The sequence below is a fragment of the Kitasatospora sp. NPDC059327 genome, from assembly GCF_042752535.1.
In the GTDB taxonomy this organism is placed as follows: Bacteria; Actinomycetota; Actinomycetes; order Streptomycetales; family Streptomycetaceae; genus Kitasatospora.
Window position 1 is genome coordinate 11,953 of the sequence record NZ_JBHYYB010000021.1, and the last position, 22,041, is coordinate 33,993.

Sequence of the window (22,041 nt, forward strand, 5' to 3'; positions counted from 1 at the left end):
GTGACGGCGCGCAGGCGCCCCTGGAACGACCGGAACGGCAGGCAGCACGTGCCCCACTCGTCGATCGAGGTCAACGCCTCGACAGCACGTTTCTTCACCATCATCACCGGCATGCCCTGGCCGGAGGTGAAGGAGGGAGACCTGCGCGAGCTGCGGGACAGCTACGAGCTGCTGTCCAAGGAACTGCCCGAACTGCGCGACCTGATCATCAAGGTGACGGAGCACTGCAAGGGCCACGTCGAGGGCCAGGCCGCCAAGTCGTTCCTCTGGCAGATGAACTCGTTCGTCGGCAAGACCAACAGCAGCACCGAGGACTATGTGGGGGCGGCGGCCAAGACCGCCGATGCACTGGCCAAATGCGCCGGCGACGTGGCCAACGCGGTCGAGTACACCAAGTGGATGGCCATCGCCCAACTGGTCCAGCTGATGGTCGAGATCGCGCTGGCGATCTTCTGGGCGCCGTTCAGTTTCGGCACCAGCCTGTCCGGGCTGGTGCTCAGGAAGCTGCTCACCAAGGTCGCGCTCACGGCGTTGATGAAGTACCTCCTCAAGACCATCGCGATGCACACCTTCTCGGGCATCGTGGGCGGTCTGGTGATGGACAGCATCATCCAGCACCTGCAGATCGGGCAGGGCAACCGCGACCACACCGACAAGGAGTACACCAAGCAGGCGGCCCTCTTCGGCCTGATCGGCGGTGTCCTCGGCGGCCCGCTGGAGCTCTTCGGCATGGGCCTGGGCAAGCTACTGGGCCGACTGCTCGGCAAGAGCGGTGGTCGGCTGCTGGCGGACAAGCTCAGCACCTACCTGATCAAGGGGGACCTCCAGGGCCTCAAGGGCGTGCTGGAGGCGGCCACCAAGGCGGCCGAGAAGGAGGGGATCACCGGTTCGCTCGGGGCGGTGACCAAGAAGGCGGTCAAGGAGATCGCCACCGAGTCGGCGGAGAAGGCGGCCGAGAAGACGGCCAAGGAGGTCGTCACCGAGTCGGCCGGGGCGGCGGCGAAGAAGGCGGCGAAGGAAGCGGTCACCGAGTCGGCGGAGGCGGCGGCCAAGAAGGCGGCTGAGAAGACGGCCAAGGAGGCCGCCGCCACGTCGGCGGAGGCGGGCGCCAAGAAGGCCGCGAAGGAGGCGGCCACCGGGTCGGCCGGGGCGGCGGCCGAGAAGGCGGCGAAGGAGGCGGCCGCGGAGGCTGCCGAGCACACCCTCTCCAAGGCCCAGGCCAAGGCGTTCACCCGCGACCTCGGCAGCCTGATGGAGGCGGCCACCGAGCAGCTCCAGCACGGCTTCGGGAAGACCGGGAAGGGCACGCTCTCCGAGATCTTCGTCGACGAGATGGAGAAGGTCTTCACGAAGCACCTCGGCCAGGTCGTCGGGGGCAAGGAGGCCGCCGGGGTGCTGGGGCGCGAGTTCGGCCAGGCCTTCGCCTCGCACTGGGGCGCCAACGTGGAGGCGCGGGCCGGGTTGAAGGGTGCGCTGGAGGCGGTCTTCTCGCACGAGGCCGCGGACAAGCTCTCCAGTCGCGAGGTCAGGGAGCTGCTGACCGAGCACCTGCCGAAGCTCGTCGAGAACATGCCGACCGGGAACAGGATGCACTCCCTCGGGGTGGCCATCGGCGGGTACATCAAGAGCGGTGTGCAGAACGTGCTCACCGAGGGGACCTACAACCTCACCTTCGGAGAGAACCACGAGTTCACCGTCACGGGCGGGAGCTTCGTCGGCGGCATGATGACCGGGATGATGGGTCACGTCATGCACCTCGGTGCCGCGCCCCTGATGAAGAAGTACAGCGCCTGGGTCCAGGACACTCAGCGCCAGGCGGTGGCCGACGGGGAGGGCAAGTACTTCCCGCTCTACCACCCGATCAACTTCGCGGCCCTGGCCTGCCTGGCGTCCGGCAAGGTCGTCCCGTTCCCGGTGCCCCGGATGGGCCACCCGGACGCCTTCAACCTCGCCAAGCTCCACGGCGCCGCCTCGCTGGAGGACTACGCGGACGCCATCAGCCATGTCTCGGGGGTGAAGAACACCTCCCCCGAGGCGGACGCCGAGGTCGCGGTCTTGATGCAGTCGATGCTGCACTACACGGACTTCCTCGCGCACGAGCGTGCCGAGCACGAGCCGATGGGCCTGGCCGCCCTGCACTTCCTGGGCGAGGGACTCGACGGCGCGGGCGCCCATACCGTGCCCCCGGCGGTGAAGCCGGCGCGGACCTCCAGCGTCGACGAGCACGTGCCGCCGGCCACCGGCCGGTCCGACGAGTCGACGAAGCCTCCGGCGCCGAACCGCGCCACCGGTCCGGCCGCACCGGTCCGGGTCCAGTCGCAGGAGGACACCTCGGTCGGGCCCAAGCACGAGGCCCCGAAGCAGGACGCCCCGAAGCAGGACGCCCCCAAGGACGCCCCGAACAACGGCACGCCCGCCCGGCCGACCCCGAGGGCCACCCAGTCGGCCACCGACCTGCCGCCGGTCCAGCACCGGACGGAGGCGTCGAACGAGCACACCCCGCCGCGGACGCAGGCGACGCCGACCGCCACGGCGTCGACCACCGCCTCGCACCAGGACGTGAGCCGTCCGGCACCCGTGTCCACCAGCTCGGCCGACCACACCGCCCCGGTTCCCCCGCCGGCGCACGCGCCCACCCCGCGCCCCCCGGGCGACCCCGACGCCCAGGTGCGCCACCCGGCGCAGGAGCCGCTGCCCGCCGACGGGCCGCGCCGCACCGGGCCCGAGCGGCAGACCGAGAGCATCGCGTCGATCCTGCTGGGCCAGGACCCCGGCCGGTCCGGTCGCCCCCGGGACGACCAGCCGACGGTGCCGAGGCCGTCGGACGAGCTGCCGCCGCTGACCCCGCGGGCACCCGGGCAGCGCACCGAGTCCGGTGACCGGTCGACCGCGCCGCTCACGCCGGTGGACCACCTCGCCCCGGTGGACCACCTCACACCGGTCGGCCACCTCACGTCCGGGGACGGCACCGACCCGCTGACGCCCCCGGTGGTCCCGCCGCCCGGCGGTGAGGCCCAGCAGGTCGTGCCGGTACCGCCCGCCTCCTACCTGGTGCCGGACTACACCGCGGCGGACGTCCGCCGCCCCGCCGGGACGGAGGACGCCCCGGCGCCCAGGCCGTTCGAGGCGAGGCGCGGCACCCTGCCGGACGGCACCCGGGCCACCGAGCTCGTCCTGCGGACCCATCTGGACACCGCGGGGCTGCCCGCGCGGTCCGACCGTGCCGTGGAGGCCCTGCGCACGAGGGCCGGGGCCGCGCTGGACAACGCGTACAACACCGGTCACCGGCTGCCCGACGGCAGCGTGCTCCGGGTCCGGGTCGAGTTCGTCGACACGGCCGAAGCCGCCCACCACACGGTGAAGTTGCACTCCGGCACCGTCCGCCAGGACGGGGCCGACTGGGGCCTGCGGGTGAGCCGCCACGTGCTGGCCCACGAGCTCGGCCACGCCCTCGGCCTGCGGGACGCCCACCGGGAGGTCCACGGGGAGACCGTCCTCGCCGGGCGCCGCGCCGTGCCGGGCCCGGTCGTGCGCGGCCTGCGCGAGGTGGGCGCCGCCGTCGACGGCGCGTTCGCCCCGGTGGCCGGGGCGGAGGGCGGTGCTCCGGCGCCGCGCCCCGGCATCGCGCCGCAGGTCCGTGACGCCTCGCTGTACGGGCCGGAGGGCCGGATCGGGCGTCCGCTGACGTCCGAACTGCGGGCGGCCGACCCGACCGCGCAGTACGAGCAGAACCCCAACCACACCCTGCGCCTGCGGTCCGACGACGGTATGACGGACATGACGTTCTTCCCGGCGCACTGGACGGCGGACGAGATCGTCTACGCGGTCGAGCAGGCACATCTGGACGCGGTGTCGCGCGGCCTGCAGCCGACCGCCGGCCGCTGGGCGGGCGAGTACGCGGGGGTGCGGATCCTGGGGACCCAGGAGAACGGCCTGGTCACCTCCTTCCGCCCCTCGACCGACCAGAACGGGCTGACCGCCCCGGCCTACGCGCCGAACCGCCCCGGGACGGCCCAGGCCGGCGGGCCCGAGCCGATCGCCGACTACGGCGACCGCCGGTCCATGACCGGGGTCCACCACACCGTCGATGCCGGTGCCGGGAACGCGCACGGTGTCCAGGTCGCCCCGGTGGACCCGGCGACCCTGCACGTCAACGGCACCGGGCGTGGCGAGGTCTGGTTCCTGGACCCGGCGCTGCCGGCGGACTCGCCGCTGGCGGAGTTCCCGAGCCGCTGGCACCGGCCGGCCGACGCCCCGGCGCCGATGCGCTACCCGGAGGCCTGGACGGCCGCGCAGACCGGGTACGCGGCCCACGCGGCGGCCACCGGTCCGACGCGGCAGGTGGTGCTGGCCGACGGCCGGACGGTGCACTGGGTGGGCGAGGCCTACGGCGTCCGGATCGAGGGGCTCACCCGGGACGGCCGGATCCTCACCCACCGGCCGACCGACACCCAGCCGGTCCCGCTCGCCGCGCCCTACGACCGCTGGCACGCGGCCGGTGAGCTGGGCTCCTCGGCCCCGGAGACGGTCGTGCTGGGAGCGGGGCCCGGCGCCCCGGTGACCCTGCGGAGGGTCCTGTTCGACAGTGGCCAGGAGGGCGTCAGGATCACCGCGCGGATCCACCTGGAGGCGGACGGCGCGATGACGCCCGACCAGGTGGCCGAGGTGCGGCAGCACCTTCGGACGCAGGCCGAGGCGTACGTCGGCCGGCAGTTCACCGACGAGGTCCTGCTCGACCTGCGGCTGGAGTTCGCGGACGGCCCGGACGGCAGCCACTCCAGCCGGCCGGTCAGCGCCGGCACCGTGCCCGTCCTGCGGGACCACCTCGGCCCCTTGATGGAGGCGGGCGGCAGCCACGACCTCGGTCTCGTGGCGGAACGTCTGGCCCCGAGGCCGGCAGCCCTGGACGGCCTCCGGCCGCCCGGTCTCCCGGAGCCGGTCCCCGGCAGCCTGCGCGAACCCGGCGCGGCGCGCCCGGACGGGCCGGCGCCGCGGACCACGGACGCCATGGCGTCCCAACTGCCCCTGCTGCGCGAGTCCTTCACCGACGAGGCCTGGGGCAAGCCGCACCGGGAGCTGCCCCCGGAGTGGACGACGGAGGAGGCCCGCTACGCGGCCGACCAGGTCGCGCGGTCCACCCTGGGCGGCCGCCCGGACCTGGTGGCCACCGCCGCGCCCGGTCCGGTCGTCCGGACCATGCGGGTGGCCGGAGTGGTGGTCGGCGTCCGGGTCGAGAACGGCCGCATCACCGACGTCTGGGGTGTCCGCACGGGTGACGGGGCTCCGCAGCACACGGTGGAGACCGGCCCGCGCCGGGTGCTCGCCACCGCCGAGGTCCGCCCGCCGGAGGACGCCTTCTCGCAGGGGCTGTCGGGCCGCCGCTGGCAGTCCTTCGAGGCCGCGCGGGTCGCCCTCCCCGACGGGGACACCCGCACCGAACTGACGCTGCGGATGCACCTGGACACCGCGGGCCTGAGGCCGGCCGGGGCCGACCTGGACGCGGCCGCCCTGAGGGCGCTGACCGAGCTGCGGGACCGGGCGAGCCGCGCGGTCGGTGAGCAGTTCGACCGCGGCCAGCGCCTGCCCAACGGCGATCTGCTGCACGTCCGGCTGGAGTTCGTGGACCACCCGGACGAGGCCCACCACACCGCCGTCATCCATCGCACCTACGACCGCGAGTCCCTGACGGACTGGAGCCTCGCGACCGACGGGCACACGCTCGCCCACGAGCTCGGGCACGCCCTGGGCTTGCCCGACGAGTACCGCGAGGCGCGGTTCGGACCGCGCGCCGTCTACGAGGACGGCTCGCTGATGGGCTCCTCGATCCTGGACCGCACCGGCCTGTTCTCCGTGGACCAGGACCACCACCTCGACGGCGGCGAGCAGCGGGTCCCGCTCGGCCTGCCGCCGCGCTACCTGCGCGACCTCGGCGCCGTGGTCGACTCGGCGCTCCACCTGGAGATCCGGCCGGACGCCCCCGGCGCGCTGCCGCCCCGGGCCGGTTTCGACGAGCAGGCCCGCCGCACGGCGCTGTACGGCGGCGCGGACGGCACCGGCGGCCACCTCTACCCGGGGCCGGGCTCGGACCGGCCCCGCCCGGTGCGGGCGGACGAGCCGGTGCACCGCAACGGCACCTTCCGGGTCGAGGCCCCGGCGGTCGAGCCGCCGCGGGTGGTCACCCACGCGTCGGCCGGCGACCTCGTGATGGCGCCCCGCCCGGCGGCCGCCGGGTCGCGGGGCCGGCGGACGATGTTCCCCGAGCACTGGACGGCGGACCACGCCGTGTACGCGGCGGAGCAGGCCTACCACACGGCCCGCCGCACCGGCCGGGTCACCGAGAACGGCGGCTCGTACCACTGGGTCGGCGAGTACGGCGGGGTGCGGATCGAGGGCGAGCTGACCAACGGTCACTTCACCTCCTTCCGGCCGTCCGAGGACCAGGCCGGCCTGGTCACCCCGGCCCACGAGCCGATGCTGCCCCCGGCCCGGATCTTCGGCCTGGGCACGGAGTCGCACACCCGCTACGGGGACCGGCAGACCCTCACCGGTGTCCACCACGCACCGGAGGCGCCCGCGCCGAAGGTGCACGGCATCTCCGTGGAGCGGCCCGTCGGGGTGCCGGCCAACGACAACGGCACCTACCGCGCCGACGTCTGGTTCCTCGACCCGACCGTGGCCCCCGGCTCCCCGATGGAGAACTTCCCGTCGCGCTGGCACCGCCAGGACGGGGCGACGCACATGCTGTACCCCGAGGGCTGGTCGGCGAGCAGGGTGCTGCGGGCCGTCCAGGACGCCTACGCGGCCCGGATCGGCCCCCGGTTCCCGGACGGCGGGACCGAGCACTGGGTGGGCGAGGCGAACGGCCTGCGGATCGAGGGGATCACCCGCGACGGGATCCACCTGGTCCACCGGCCGACGGTCGAGCAGCCGCTCGTCCACTGGGCCGAGCGGAACGTGGTCGCGCTGTCCGCCCCGACCCGGCTGACGCCCGACCCCGGCGGTCACGAGGTGAGTGTCCGGCACGCCCGGTTCGACAGCGGGCAGGAGGGCGTCGAGATCACCGCCGAGGTGCACCTCGCCTTCGACGCGAGTGTGCGCCCCGGCGCGGCCGAGGCCTTCCGGACGGCGGTCCGGAGCGCGGCCGACGCCTACGTCCGGGCCCAGCAGGTGGCCGGCGACCCGCCGGTCAAGGTGAGCCTCCGGTTCACCGAGACCGCCCAGGACGCCCACACCAGCACCGTCGTCCGCCGGGACACCCCGCGGGACGGGCTCGACCTGCGGACGTTCCTGCCCGAGCTGACCGACGCCCCGGGGCGCTCGTTCCGGGAGACGGTCCGCGCGCTCGCCGCCGAGGCTCCGCGCACCGGTTGGGCGGACCACGGGACCGGGCTCCCGGCGGCGTCCCCGCTGCGCGTGCCCGGTACCCCCGGCACGGGGGACCGCCCGCTCACCGTCAACCGGATGGCGGAGGCGCAGCGGTTCGTCGACCAGGCCTTCGGGCCGACGCTCGCCCCGGACGCCGGCCGCGGGCTGCCGCCGGAGTGGACCGCGGCCGAGGCCCGGTTCGCCGCCGCCTCCGCGACCCACGTCACCGGCGGGCCGGCCCCGGACAACCCGAACCAGCGGGTCCTCACCCGTCGCTTCAACGGGGTCACGATCGAGATCCGGACCGAGAGCGGCCTGATCGTGGACTTCCACGGTCTGCCGGACCAGGCCTTCCCGCCGCAGCGCACCCACCCGCTCCCCGAGCCGACCGGCGCGCCGATGACGTCCTCGTCCTCCTCGTCGTCCTCGGGGGCGGCCGGTGCGGTCCCGCACCCGGCCCACGACGTGGACCACGGGGCCTCCCACGACGCGGCCACCGGGCTGCGGCCGGACCACACCTCGTTCGAGGTCACCCAGCCCGTCGGTGCCCAGCCCGACGGTGCCCAGCTCCCGAGCGCCCGGCCGACCGCCCCGCCCCGGCGGTTCGAGCTGCGCCGGGGCGTCCTGGAGGAGGGCGGCGAGGACGCCACCGTCCTCGTGCTGCGCACCCACCTGGACGGCTCGGCCCTGCCGACGCGCGACGCGCAGGACGCTCCGATCGACCGGACGGCCGCGCTGAACGCGCTGCAGGACCGGGTCAGGGCGGGCGCCGAGAAGTTCAACACCGGCCACCGGCTGCCCGACGGCAGCCTGCTGCGGGTGCGGGTGGAGTTCGTCGACACCGCGGACGCCGCCCACCGCACGGTGCGGCTGCACGAGGGCAGCGCCCGGCAGAACGACCGGAACTGGCACCTGGGCATCTCCCAGGAGCAGCTGGTCCGTCAGCTGGGCCGTGCCGTGGACCTGCCGTTCGAGGTGCGCACCGGTGGCGGGTCGGACCGGATCGTCCCGGTGCTGCGGCCGGAGCGGCTGCGCGCGCTGGGCCGCCTCGCGGACGACGTGTCGGGCGGGTCCTTCCAGTCCGACTCGCGGCCGCTGCCGCCCAGGGCGGTGTTCGGCGAGGCCGTCCGCGTCAGGGCGCTGAGCGGGGAGCCCGGGGAGCCGGGCCACCTGCCGGCGGGCCTCGACCCGGCGGCGACCGGCGCGGACCGGGTACTGGGGCGTCACGCCAACGGCACCCTGCTGGTCCGGACGACGGAGGGCGGGGTCAGCACCCTCTTCCCGGCCCACTGGACGGCCGAGCGCGCCGTCTACGCGGCCGAGCAGGCGTATCTGCACGCCCGCCGCACGAACGGGGTCGAGGACGACGGCAGCGGTGTCCGCCGCTGGCAGGGCGAGTACGACGGCGTCCGGATCGAGGGCGAGCTGGCGGGCCCGGGCACGACGGGCGCGTTCGTCTCGTTCCGTCCGGCCGCCGGCCAGCAGGACCTGAGGACGACCGGGACCGGACCGGACCGGTCCACCCACCTCGGCGCCCTGCCGGGCGCGGGGCGCCGGGGAGTGCGGCTTCCGGAAGCTCCGGGTACGAACGAGGACGGCACCCGTCGGGCGGACGTCCTCGAACTCGACCGAGCCGTGGAGCCCGGGGCTCCGCTGGCCCGCTTCCCGTCGCGTTGGCGGGCCTCCGGGGAGGGGCACCTGCTCTACCCCGAGGGCTGGACGCCCGGGCAGGCAGGCCGCGCGGCCGCCACGGCCGAGGCCGGCGACCACACCGTCCACGTCCCCCTGAGGGACGGCCGCAGGCGCTGGTTCGGTGCCTTCGGCGAGATGCCGATCGCCGGGATCTCGCAGGGTGACCGGATCGTGGCCCACGGACCGGCCCAGATGGAGCCCGACGCCCACCCGCACTGGAGGGAGACCCGCACCCTCTTCCGGTCCTCCGAGCGGGCGGTTCGGCTCGACGGCCTGGAGGCGGGCGGCCGCTGGGCCCTCTTCGACAACGGCCACGAGGTCCACCAGCTCACGCTCAGGGTCCTGCTGCGGCCGGCCGACGGGATGACGCCCGAGCAGGTCCAGCACGTGCGGGAGCGGCTGGCCGACGAGGCCGACCGGCACTTCGAGGGGTACGTCGGCCACACGGACCCCGACGAGTCCACCGGGGACCGGCACCTGGTGCTGTCCCTGCGTTTCACCGAGGACCCGCAGGACGCCGACTGGACCATGGACGTCCACCCCGGGGACGGGGCGAACCTCACCGGTCACCTGCCGGAGGCGCTCCACCCCGACCGGGCCGCCGAGCTGCTCGACGCCGTGTCCGAGGCCACCCATGGCGCGCGACGCGGCATGGACCCCGAGTACGCGCCGCTGCTGCGCCTGCGCGACCCCGACGACAACCACGGGGCGTCGCTCGGTGCCGTCGAGGTGCCGCCCCCGGCCCAGGAGCCGGGGCGGATCCGGCGCGCGTTCGACGGGGCCGGCTGGGAGCACGGCGGCTTCGGCCTGCCGCCGCAGTGGTCCCACGGCGAGGCCCGGTACGCCGCCCACCAGGTCTTCCAGGACCTGGGGGGCCTGGGCCGGGGCCGTCCGCAGGCCGAGATCCTCACCGGTGAGTTCGCCGGGGTCGGCGTCAGGCTGCTGATCGACCGCGGGCAGATCATGAACTTCTGGGCCGCGCCCGGCCAGCGCCTCGGCGACCAGGCCTCGGCGTCCCCGGCCCCGGCGCCCGTGCGGGTGCTGGCCACGGCGGAGGTCCGTCCGCCCGCCGACCCGTTCCTGGCCGGCCTCCGGGCCCAGCACGTCCAGGCCTACGAGGCCCAGCGGGTGGCGCTGTCCGACGGTGACACCAGGACGGTGCTGACCGTCCGGATCCATCCGCTGGCGATCGACCTGGGCGCGAGCGCGGTCGAGACGGCGCGCAACCTCGACCGGATGCTGCTCACCGCGGAGGCGGGCGTCCGAGAGGTCTTCAACCACGGCCAGCGGCTGCCCAACGGCGATCTGCTGGAGGTCGCGGTCCAGTTCGTCGACCGCGCGGACGACGCCCACCACGTCGTCAACGTCCGGCTCGACCAGCCGCAGGAGAGCGCGCGCAACTGGGGTGTGCACTCCGCGCCGAGGACGGTCGGCCACGAGATCGGCCACCTGCTCGGTCTCGGGGACGAGTACCGGCGCGCGTCGGCCGGGCCCCGGCCGGTCTACCCGGAGGGCGGCCTGATGACCGCTCCCACCCTCGACCAGCGCGGCCGGGTCTGGTACGACGCCGACCGCCCCCTGATGGAGCCGGAGCGGACCGCCAACCCCGACGCGGCGCTGCGGCCGCACAACCTGGACGAGCTGGGCGCGGTCCTCGACGGGGTGCTCGGGACCGCCCCCCGGCAGTCCCGCGGCGGCGAACTCCCGGACCGGGCGTCCTTCGACGAGGACACCCGGCGGGCCGCCCTGCACGACGGGCCGGCCGGCCGGGGCGGGCACCTGACCCCGCCGGCGACCTCCGAGCAGCCGCGCCCGGAGCCGTTGCCCGGGTCCCTCAACCGCAACGGCACCTACCTGGTGGCCGGCGGCGAGGTGCTCGGCGACCGGTTGGCGGAAGCGCCGCACGCGCGCCGCGACTCCCGGTCGCTGCGGATGATGTTCCCCGAGCACTGGACGGCCGACGACGCGGTGTACGCGGCGAAGCAGGCCTACCTGGACGCCCGGCGCACCGACGGCGTCACCGAGACCGGTCCCGTCTCGTACCGCTGGACCGGCGAGTACGCCGGGGTCCGGATCGAGGGCGAGATCCGGGGCGGCGATTTCACCTCCTTCCGGCCCTCGCTCGACCAGCGCGGGCTCGACACGCCGCCCTGGCTGGCGCCCGGGGAGGCGCAGGCCTTCGGCCACCGGGTGGAGGACCTGGCCCGCTACGGCGACCGGCACACCCTCGCCGGCGTCCACCACGAGCGGCCGGGGACGGCGCCCGCCGACCACGGCCTGCGGATCGGCCCGCCCGAGCCGGAGAACCCCAACGGCACCTACCGGGCGACCGTCTGGTACCTGGACCCGACGGTCTCGCCGCACGCGCCGCTGACCGACTTCCCGACCCGGGAGCACCGCCGCGCCGACCAGCCGAGCCAGATGTTCTACCCCCGCGAGTGGGGGCCCGAGCAGCTCCTCGACCAGGTGGAGCGGGCCTTCGGCGCCAGGGTGCACCAGACGGAGCTGCCGGACGGGAGCCTGCACTGGATCGGGACGTCCCGGGGCGTGCGGATCGAGGGCATCGTCCGCGACGGGCAGCACCTCGCCCACCGGCCGACCAGCTGGCAGCCGTTCCGCAACGGTGACCGGGCCGAGGTGCTGGAGACCCTCGTGCGGCACCCGCTGCGGGACGACGGCGACCACACTGGCGTCACCTTCCGCCGTGACCTGCTCGGCAACGGCGAGTTGCGCACCGAACTGGTCGTCCAGGTGCGGGCGGGCGACACGACCCGCGAGCGGCGCGGCGAGCTCCAGGCGATCGCGAACCGGTACGTCCGGGAGTCCCTGCGACCCGGTGACCCCGCGGTCCGGGTGAGGCTCGACTTCGTGGCGCCCGAGGACGTCACCCCGGGGCTCCCGCCGCTGTCGCCGAGCATCGACTTCGCCTTCGAGACGAACCTCCGCTCGCGGCTGTGGAACCTCCGGGGGCTCGTCACCGAACTCGACGCCGCCCACCCGGTCACCTGGGAGCACCGCACCGTCGGGGACGACGCCCCGCCGGCGGCGCCGCTGCGCCCGCCGGTGACCCCCGGCACCGGCGAGCGCCCGGACACCGTGACCCGCCTGGAGGCCGGCGAGGACGTGGGACTGGCCGACGCGCCGGCCTTCGCGGCCGGCCTGGCCGCCGACGCGGGCCGCGGCCTGCCCCCCGAGTGGACGGCGGTGGAACGGCGCCACGCGGCGCGCAGGGTCGCGGCGCAGGCCGACCTCCCCCCGGGCACGACGGACGTGGTCGTGGGGCGCTTCGCCGGCGCCGAGCTCCGGGTCGAACTGACGGATGGCCGGATCACCGACTTCCACGGAACGCCGGACCAGGCCTTCGCGGACCAGTACCGGCCCCGCCCCCGCGAGGACCGGCCGGACCCGCAGATGCTGCACGCGCCGATGCCGCTGCCCGGTGACGCGCCGGAACCGGTCGCGCACACCGGGCCCGAACCCGCCCCCTCGCTGCACCTGGACCTGGACGGCCTCTGGCACCGGCCGCGGCACGACGACGGCGGCCCGGCCGGCCTGTTGCGCCCGGAGCACCGCCCGCTGCGCCCGGAGCCGGTCGTGGAGCACAACGGGACGGTACGGGTCCACGACTGGTCGCTGTCGCCCCACGTCGAGGAGGGCTCGTCGCTCGCCCACTTCCCGTCGAGCTGGCTCCGGCCGGACGACGCCCCGGGCCACGTCTACTACCCGAGGGACTGGACGGCCGACACGGCCCTCGCGCACGCGCGCGCCGCGGCGGAGCTGCCGCTGCGGCAGACGCCCCTGGCGGACGGCCGCACGCACTGGGTCGGCGAGTCCGGCGGCGTGCGGATCGAGGGGACCAGGGACGCGGCCGGGACGCTGCTCACGCACCGCCCGACGCCGGACCAGCCGCACGCGCCGTACCGGGCCTGGAACGAGGACGGCGTGGTCCACCGCTCCGACCACCAGGGCACCGACCGGCGGGGCCGGCTGGGGATCGAGTCGGTCCGGCGGGTGCTGTTCGACAGCGGGCAGGAGGGCTTCGAGGCCGTCACCCGGGTGCACGTGAGCGTGCCGGAGGGGACCGCGCCGGAGGTGCTGGCGCGCCGCCAGGACTACGTCCGCCGGTTCATCGTGGGCTTCGTCGAGCTGGTCGAGCGGCGCGAGGTGGGTCTGCCGGGCCTGGTCCGGGTGGACGTGCGGTTCACCGACGACCCCGCGGCGGCCTCGTTCCGGGTCGACATGCCGACCGCGCGGCACGCGGACTCGACGAAGCTGGTGCCGCCGTTCCTGCGCGGCGTCAACACCCAGGGAATGGAGCGGGCGGAACGCCGCCTCGAATCCGTCGCGCCGCGGCTGGACGAGGAGGCCCACGCCCTGGTCCTGCCCCCGGCCGAGCGGCACCCCGGGTACCTGTTGGAGCGGCCCGCGGGGGTCGAGGTCGCGCCGGGGGCCCACTGGGTGGCGGGCGCCGAGGACGCGCTCCCGCACTGGCCCACCCGGGACCTCTCCGACCGGGCGGGCCGCGGCCTGCCCGAGACCTGGACGGTCGAACAGACCCGGTACGCGGCCGACCGGATCATGGCCGACGCCGAGCGCCGGGGCGAACTCCCGGCCGCGACGGGGACGGTGTTCCACCGCGGCGAGTTCGCCGGGCAGCGGATCGAGATCCGGCTGGAGGACGGCCGGATCACCGACTTCTGGGCCCGGAACGCCCCGGTCCGGGTCGTTCCGCTGCACGACGCCGCCCTCCAGCTGGAGAGCACCCAGCGTCACCAGGGCTTCGACATCCACCGCAACGACCTGCCGGGCGGTGACCGCGAGACCCTGCTGACGATCCGGGTGACCCTGGACGTGGCGGACGTCGACCTGTCGCTCGCGGGATCCGCCCAGCGGCTGGAGGACCTGCGGCAGCGGGCGCACGACGGCGTCGACCGCCTGTTCAACCAGGGCCAGCGGCTGCCCGACGGCGACCGGCTGCGCGTGCGGCTGCGGTTCGTCGACCCCGACGACGACCCCCACGTGACGGTCGAGGTGCGCACCGATCTCGACCGGGAGGACAACCTCACCTGGGGGCTGAACACCACCGAGACGACGATCGTCCACGAACTCGGGCACCAGCTCGGCCTGCCCGACGAGTACCGCGACGCCGTGGAGGGGGCCCGCGCGGTGTACCCGGACGGCGGCCTGATGGGCGGTACGTACATCGACCCCTCCGGCCGCGTGCAGGTCGAACAGGACAACCCGTTCGGCGTCGACACCGAGAACCGGGAACGCTTCCTGCAGCCGCGCAACCTGCGCCAGCTCGGGGCCGTCGTCAACGGCGCCTGGCACGCGGACGGCCGGTCGAACGCCGACCGGTTCGCCTCCGACGGCCTGCCGAACCGGGCGCTGTTCCGGCTGGAGACGCGCCAGGAGGCCCTGTCCGGCCTCCGGCCGGGCGAGACCGGCCACCTGGCACCGCGACCGGGCGCCGCGCGGCAGCGGCCGGAGCCGGTCCCGGGCTCGGAGAACCTCAACGGCACCTACCGGGCGCGGGTCCGCACCACGGTCGGCCTGGGGGACGAGTCCTTCGAGGTACCGCACCGCGCCCCGGACGACAACACCCCCGGCCGGTCCCGCCCGACCCGGATGATGTTCCCGGAGCACTGGACCACCGAGCAGACGGTGTACGCGGCCGAGCAGGCCTACCTCGACGCCCGCCGCAACGGCGGGATCCGCGAGAGCGGCCTCGGCCACCGGTGGACCGGCCAGTACGGCGGCGTACGGATCGAGGGCGAGCTGCGGGGCTCGGAGTTCGTCTCGTTCCGCCCCGCGGACGACCAGCGCGGGCTGGAGACGCCCGACTACCTGCCGCACCGGCGGACCGGTCAGCCGTTCGACCAGCGGATCGCCGACCTGACCCTGTACGGGGACCGGCAGACCATGGACGGCGCCCACCACCGGCCGACCGAGGAGTCCGGCCGCCGGTACGGCACCGAGGTCGGCGACCGGGTGGAGACCAACGCCAACGGCACCTACCGGGCGGCGGTCTGGTTCCTCGACCCGATGGTGGAATCGGGCACCCCGGCGGCCGAACTGCCGTCCCACTGGTACCGGCGCGCGGACCAGGAGACCCACACCTTCTACCCCGACACCTGGCTGCCCTCCCGGGTCGAGCAGGCGGTGCACGAGGCCTACCTGGACGCGACCGTCGAGCGGCTGCCGGACGGCCGGACCGAGCGCTGGGTCGGTCTGGCACACCTCCCCGGGGAGGCGCTGCCCCTGCAGATCGAGGGGCTCACCCGGGACGGCCTGCACCTGGCCCACCGTCCGACGGCCCACCAGCCGGAGCGGGCGCACCCCGAGTGGCGTCACGACGCCGTGGCGGCGCGGTCGGCCGAGCGGCGCACCACCGTCACCCCCGACAGCGACGTCGCCGTGACGATCCGTCACCTCCGCTTCGAGAGCGGCCAGCTGGGCATCGAGCTGGCCGCCGCCGTCCACCTGCGCACCGAGGGCTCGACCCCCGGGGAGCGGGCCCGGTACCGGGCCGAGGTGCAGGATTCGCTGGACGCGCACCTCGACAGCCTGTCCACCGGGGACGAGCCGCTGGTCCGGCTCCGGGTGGTGTTCACCGACGACCCGGCCGGGGCCCACTCCAGCCTGCGGGTCCCGCACGACGACGACATCGACCTCCAGGCGCTGCTGCCCCGCCTCATCGAGGCGGCGGACGGGGACATCCCCGGATACATCCGCGACCTCGCCGACGAGGCGCCGGCCACCGGCTGGCGGCTGCGCCCCGCCGGCGCGGCGGAGCCGCTGCGCGAGCCCGGCACGCCGGGGACGGCCGAGCGCCCGGTCACCACCGACCGGTTGCGGGCCCTGCGCGACGACGTCGACGCCTCCTTCGGCCCCTCCTCCCTCCTGCACCCGGACCCGGCCCTGCCCGCGGACTGGTCGCGCGAGCTGGGCCGGTACGCCGCCCACCTGGTGCGCGCCAACGAGTCGGGGGTGCCGGACCCGCGGCAGCCGGGCGTCACGATCCACAGCGGGCGGGTCGGGGGTGAGTGGTTCGTGGTGCGCGCCGTGGACGGGCGCATCGACCAGTACCGGCACGATCCGGACGGCGGGACGCCGCCCACGACGCCGCGCTCGGAGTCCTCCGACATGTCGGATGTGTCGGACTTCTCGGACGCCTCGGACACCTCGGACGTCGAGATGACCGAGGTGTCACCCTCCCGCAGCAACCAGCCGGGCGGCCAGGGCGGGAGTGGCTCCGGCAGCGGGGGCGGCCCGCACCAGCCGGGCCAGTTCGGCCAGGACGGCGACGAGTTGATGCCGTTCGCGGTCGGCCAGAGCGACATCGACATGGCCGAGGCCGTTCCCCTGCCGGCCGAGAGCCAGCTGGCGAACCTCCTGTTCGACGGCCTCGATCTGGCCGGCGACAACCTCGGCCTGGGCCCGTTCGACCTCAACGCCCTCGACGCTCTCAACGCCTTCGATCCCCATGCCCTGCCCTTCGATCCCAACGCCCCCGGCGGCTTGGACTTCCTCGGCGATCTCGGCGGCTTCGACTTCCTCGGCGGCCTCGGCCCGGACCCGCTCGCCGCCGCGTCGGGCTCTTCGCTCCGGCAGGGGTACGCGTCGGCCCGTCTCGTCGGGGCGCCGAACGCGCCCGAGTCCGGCATCTTCTCGGCCAGTGCCCTGCGTTCCTTCGAGGCGCGGCGCGGCTTCCTGCCCGACGGGGAGCGGGCCACCGAGCTCGTCCTCCGGATGGGCGTCGACACCAGGCTGCTCGGCGACGACCCGGTCGCCAACGCGGCGACCGTGCGCGATCTCGCCCAGCGCGCCCAGCAGGGGGTCGACGAGGTCTACAACGTCGGCCACCGGCTGCCCGGCGGCGACCGGCTGATCGTCCGCGTCGAGGTCGCCCCCGCCGGCGGAGTGGTGGACCACACCGTCGTGCTCCACCCCGGGCCGGTCCCGGGCGGCGACGACATGGTGGAGTGGCGGCACGACCTCCCGGGCCAGTCGATCGCCCACGAACTTGGTCACTGGCTGGGCCTTCCGGACGAGTACCGCAGGGTCGACCGCTTCAACTGGGCCCGGCACAGCGACGGCCGGCTGATGGCCGCCCAGTACCTGGACGAGTTCGGCCGCTTCGGCATCGACGTCGACGCCGGCATCCCCAACGACGGCGGCCGGGCCACCGCGGCCCTGGCCCCGCGCCACCTGCGCGAGATCAACGCGGCCGTGGACCGCGGTCTCGGCCGGTGGCAGACCGAGCCCACGGCCGTCGGCGCCCCGCCGGCCCGGGCCGCCTTCGACCTGGAGGTCCGCCGCACCGCCCTGTACGGCGACACCGGGCAGCCCGGCGGGCACCTGCTGCCGCCGCCCGGCTCCGAGCGGGTCCGCCCGACCCGCACCGTCGGGACGCACGACAACGGCACCCTGGTGGTCGAGTACCCGGCGGCCGCCGGGCGGCCCCGCGGCGACCTCTCCGGCGCCGTGGCCGGAGACCTCGCCGTCTCGGCCGCCGCCGCCGCACAGCCCCGCCGCCGCACCCTCTTCCCGGAGCACTGGACGGAGGAGGACGCGGTCTACGCGGCCGAGCAGGCCTATCTGGACGCCCGCCGCACCAACCGCGTCGTCGCCCTGGACGGGACGCCGGGCACCTTCGGCCCCGAGCGGGCGACCCACCGCTGGACCGGCGAGTACGCGGGCGTCCGGATCGAGGGCGAGGTGCGGATCGCGGGCGGCGAGCCGGGGCGGGAGTTCCTCTCCTTCCGCCCCGCGGAGGACCAGGCCGGCCTGGTGGCCGGCCCCCTCGTGCCCGCCCCGCCGATGCGGCCGGGGCCGTTCGGCCAGCGGGCCGAGGACGTCCTCCGGTACGGCGACCGGCAGACCCTGACCGGCCTCCACCACGAGCTGACCGACATCGCCACCGGGCACACGCCGCAGGAGCTGCTGGGCCTGCACGGGGTGCGGCTCGTGGACGCCGGTCCGGCCGAGCACAACGGGACGTACCGGGCCGTGGCCCACTTCCTCGACCCCCGGGTCCGGGTGGGCTCGCCGATGGCGGAGTTCGAGACCCGCTGGCACCGCTCGGCCGACACGGCCGAGCGCACCATGTACCCGCGGAGCTGGGAGTCCGAGCAGGTGCTCCGCCGGGTGGTGGCCGCGCACGCCAACGCCTTCAACCGGGTCGCGCTGCCGGACGGCCGGACCGTCCACTGGGTCGGCGAGTCCCACGGCGTCCGGATCGAGGGGCTGATCCGCGACGGCCGTCACCTGGCCCACCGGCCCACCGCCGACCAGCCGGCGCCCGCCCTGCACCGCTGGGACGACCAGCACGTCGTCGGCCACGCCGAACCCTCCCCGCTGCAGGTCGGCGGGCGCCCGGTGGTGGCCCGGCGGGTGTTCTTCGACAGCGGCCAGCACGGCCTCGACGTGACCCTCCGGCTCCACCTCGAACCCACCGCCGGCATGACGCACGAGCAGATCCAGCGGGCCCGGGAGCGCCTGGTCGAGCTGGCCGACCGGCACGCCTTCGAGCGGCTCGACGCCGCGGCCCGGCGTCCGGACGGCAACCGGGACATGCTCGTCCGGCTGCGCCTGGAGTTCACCGACGACCCGGCCGGCGCCTACACCTCCGTCCCGGTCGACCCCGTCGGCACCACCCCGCCGGCCGCCTTCCTCGGGGGCCTGGGGATCGTCGGCGGCCGGGACGCCTTCCTCACCGAGGCCGGCCGGCTTGTCCGGGAGGCACGCCCGCTCACCGAGGTGCTGGCCGAGGCCTTCCCGTTGCACGGCCCCACCGATCTGCGCGAGCCGGGCCCGCTGCGGCCGGGTGAGCGGCCGCCCGCGGTGGTGCCGCTGATCGGCGGCGCCGAACTCCGGCCCCGCCTCACCGAAGCCCTGAACCAGGCGCTCGCCCACCCGGAGTGGACGGCCACGGCGGTTGGACTGCCGCGCGAGTGGAACGCCGTCGACGCCGGGCACGTGGCCCTGCGGGTGCTGGAGCAGCTGCCCCTGCCGGGCGGGGACGGTGTCCCCGACGGGGTGCACCGGGGAGAGTACGCCGGTGTCAGGCTCGCCATCCGGGTGGAGAACGGCCTGATCGCCGACTTCAGGGGCGAGCCGGGCCAGACCTTCCCGCCCCAGCTCGACGTGCCGGTGCCGCACCCCGGCGAGCAGGGCGGCTTCCCCCACCTGCCGCTGAGCGCGGCGGAGGCCGCCGCCGCGCGGCCCCGACTGGTCACGGTCGCCGGGGACGGCCGCTGCCTGCTGCACGCGGTCGCGGCCACGGCCCCGAACACCGTGCACAACGCGCTCGCCCTGCGGGGCAGGACGGTCGCCGCCGACGCGACGCCCGAGCTCCTCGCGGAGAGCCTGCGCGCCACCGTCGGCGACTACCTGGACCGGACGCCGGTCGCGGAGCTGTCGCCGGGGATCGTGGCCGGATCGCGCCTGCACCTCGTCGGGGTCTTCCAGGTGCCCGACCACCTGGCGGCTCCGTTCGCCGACTTCGTCGGGACCCAGCCGCGCGGCACCGCCGCGCACTTCCAGGAGTTCCTCCAGTCGGACCAGGTCCGGGTGACGGAGGTGGAGGCCGCCACCCTGCGCGAGACCGTCCGGCAGTGGGACACCCACTGGGCCGCCGACAGCGGTGAGATGCTCCCGCCCGCGCTGGCCCAGGCCCTCGGGGTCCGGCTGCGCGTGCTGAACCACGACGGGTCCGAGCGCAACAGCTTCGGACCGCTGGACGGCACCCCGGTGACGGTCTACCACAACGGGGTCGACCACTACGACGGCAGCGCCGCCACCGGCCACGAGCTGTCCACCGGGCGGGCCGAGGAGACCCCCGGGCTCTTCCACGTCGAGGGGTACGGGGCCGGCTGGCAGGCACTCGTGATCGGCGGCGAACCGCCGCTGATCGGCCCGGACCGGGGCCGGCCCGGCCCGCCGTCGGTGGTCGAGCACAACGCCGTCCGCCGGGTGCACGACTGGACGCCCCTGCCCGGCATCGACCAGGCCTCGCCGCTGACCCGGTTCCCGTCCCGCAACCAGCGGGACGCGAACGCGCCGGGCCACGCCTACTACCCCGAGAGCTGGAGCGCCTTCGAGACCACCTCGCACGTGCTGGGGGCGGCCGCCGACCCGCTCAGGTCGACACCGTCCGCCGACGGCCGCGTGCACTGGGTCGGCGAGGCGGGCGGGGTGCGGATCGAGGGCATCAGCGCGCCCGACGGGACGGTGCGTTACCACCGGCCGTCCGATCACCAGCCGCACGGCCGGTACGACTCCTGGGACGACGCCGGGGTGGTCGCGCGCGGCGCCCGGACCAGCACCCTGATCGGCGCCGACCCCACCGGCGGGGGACACCCGGTGGGCGTGCGACGGGTGCTGTTCGGCAGTGGCCAGGAAGGCGTCGAACTCACCGTCACGGTGCGTCTGGAGGGCGCGGAGGGGATGTCCGACCGGCAGCTCGGAGCGGCCCGGCAGCACCTGCGGACCCTCTTCGACCGGCGGGTCGACCGCGCGGTGGAGGCCGGCCAGGACCGGATCCGGCCGGACTCCGACGACTTCATGGCGAGCCTGTGGGCGGACCTGCCCGGACCGGGGGCCGACGACCGGCTGCACCGGGTGCGGCTGAGGTTCACCGACCTGCCCTCCGAGGCCGCCGTGCCGGTGAGGGTCGGTGAGGACGGGCCGCGGCTCGAAGGGCCGCTGGCCGCCGTCGTCGACGCCCTGGACGTCCGGGGCCCCCGCGACCTGACCCTGGAGCTCGCCGACTCGCTGGCGCTGCCCCCGCTGGACCGGGCAGCGGCCCTGCCGCCGTCCGCTCCGGCCGGCGCACCACGCCTCGTGACCGGACACGCGGACGCTCCCGCGGACCGGTTCGCCGTCACGGAGCCGGACGCGGGCCGCCACCTGCCGCAGGAGTGGACGGCCGGGGAGCGCAGGTTCGCCGCGGACTGGATCGCCCGGAACCGGCCCGGCCGGGCGGTCGGGGAGGAAGGCTTCCTCCTGACGGCGCCGATGGTCCACCGGGGCGAGTTCGCCGGAGTCCGGCTCAACGTCCGGACGGAGAACGGCCTCATCACCGACTTCTGGGGTGAGGCGCACCAGCGGTCCGGGGCGGCCGCGGGCCGGCCGGAGCCGGCCGAGACCCGGGTACTCGCGCAGGCGACGGTGCGCCCGGCGACGCACGACGACCCGCTGCGCCACGACATGGACGGCCAGCGGTTCCAGTCCTTCCGGGCGCGCCGGGTCGAACTGGCCGACGGCGACACCCGGACGGTGGTCTCCGTGGCGGTCCACCTGGACACCGCGGGGCTGGACACCGCCGACCCCCGGGTGGGGCGGCGGTTGACGGAGCTCCGGCGGCGCGCGCTGGAAGGCGTCGACGACGCGTACAACCTCGGTCAGCGCCTGCCCAACGGTGACCAGTTGCGGTTCGAGCTCACGTTCAGCGACCGCCCCGAGGACGCGGACCACACGGTGCGGGTCGCGGGCCAGGACGTCCGGCCGCACATGGCGCTCTGGCACCTGGGCCTGGAGTCGAACGTGATCGCCCACGAGCTCGGCCACGTGCTCGGGCTCGCGGACGAGTACCGGCCGTCCGGGCGGACGCGGCGCGAGACGGTCTACACCGACGGCTATCTGATGTCGGCCCAGCACCAGGACCCCTCGGGACGCTACCTGCTGGACGAGGCGAACCCCTTCGCCGGTCCCACCACGCACGACAGCACCCAGGTGCTGGCCCCGCGCAACCTGCGCGCGATCGGCGCGGTGATCGACCGGCAGCTGCGGCCGGTCCCCGACCCGCTCGCCGCGCCGCGTCCGGACGGCACCCAGCCCCCGGCCGGCCCGCCCGCCGCCCAGCCCCCGGCCGGCCGCCTGCCGAGGCGGGCCCGGTTCACGGCCGGGACGATCGAGCAGGCCCTCTACGGACCGGACCGCGTCGGCGGCCACCTCGCCCCGCCGCCCGGTGCGCCGGGG

General features: G+C 75.6%; 1 protein-coding gene (only partly in view). It reads left to right on the forward strand.

Annotated elements, in window-relative coordinates:
- Nucleotides 1–22,041: the 5' portion of an EndoU domain-containing protein gene (locus tag ACFXHB_RS15435; RefSeq protein ID WP_380574660.1), read on the forward strand. 10,059 nt of this gene lie beyond the right edge of the window; only the first 22,041 of its 32,100 coding nucleotides appear in the window; it begins with the start codon at nt 1–3; its stop codon lies beyond the right edge, outside the window.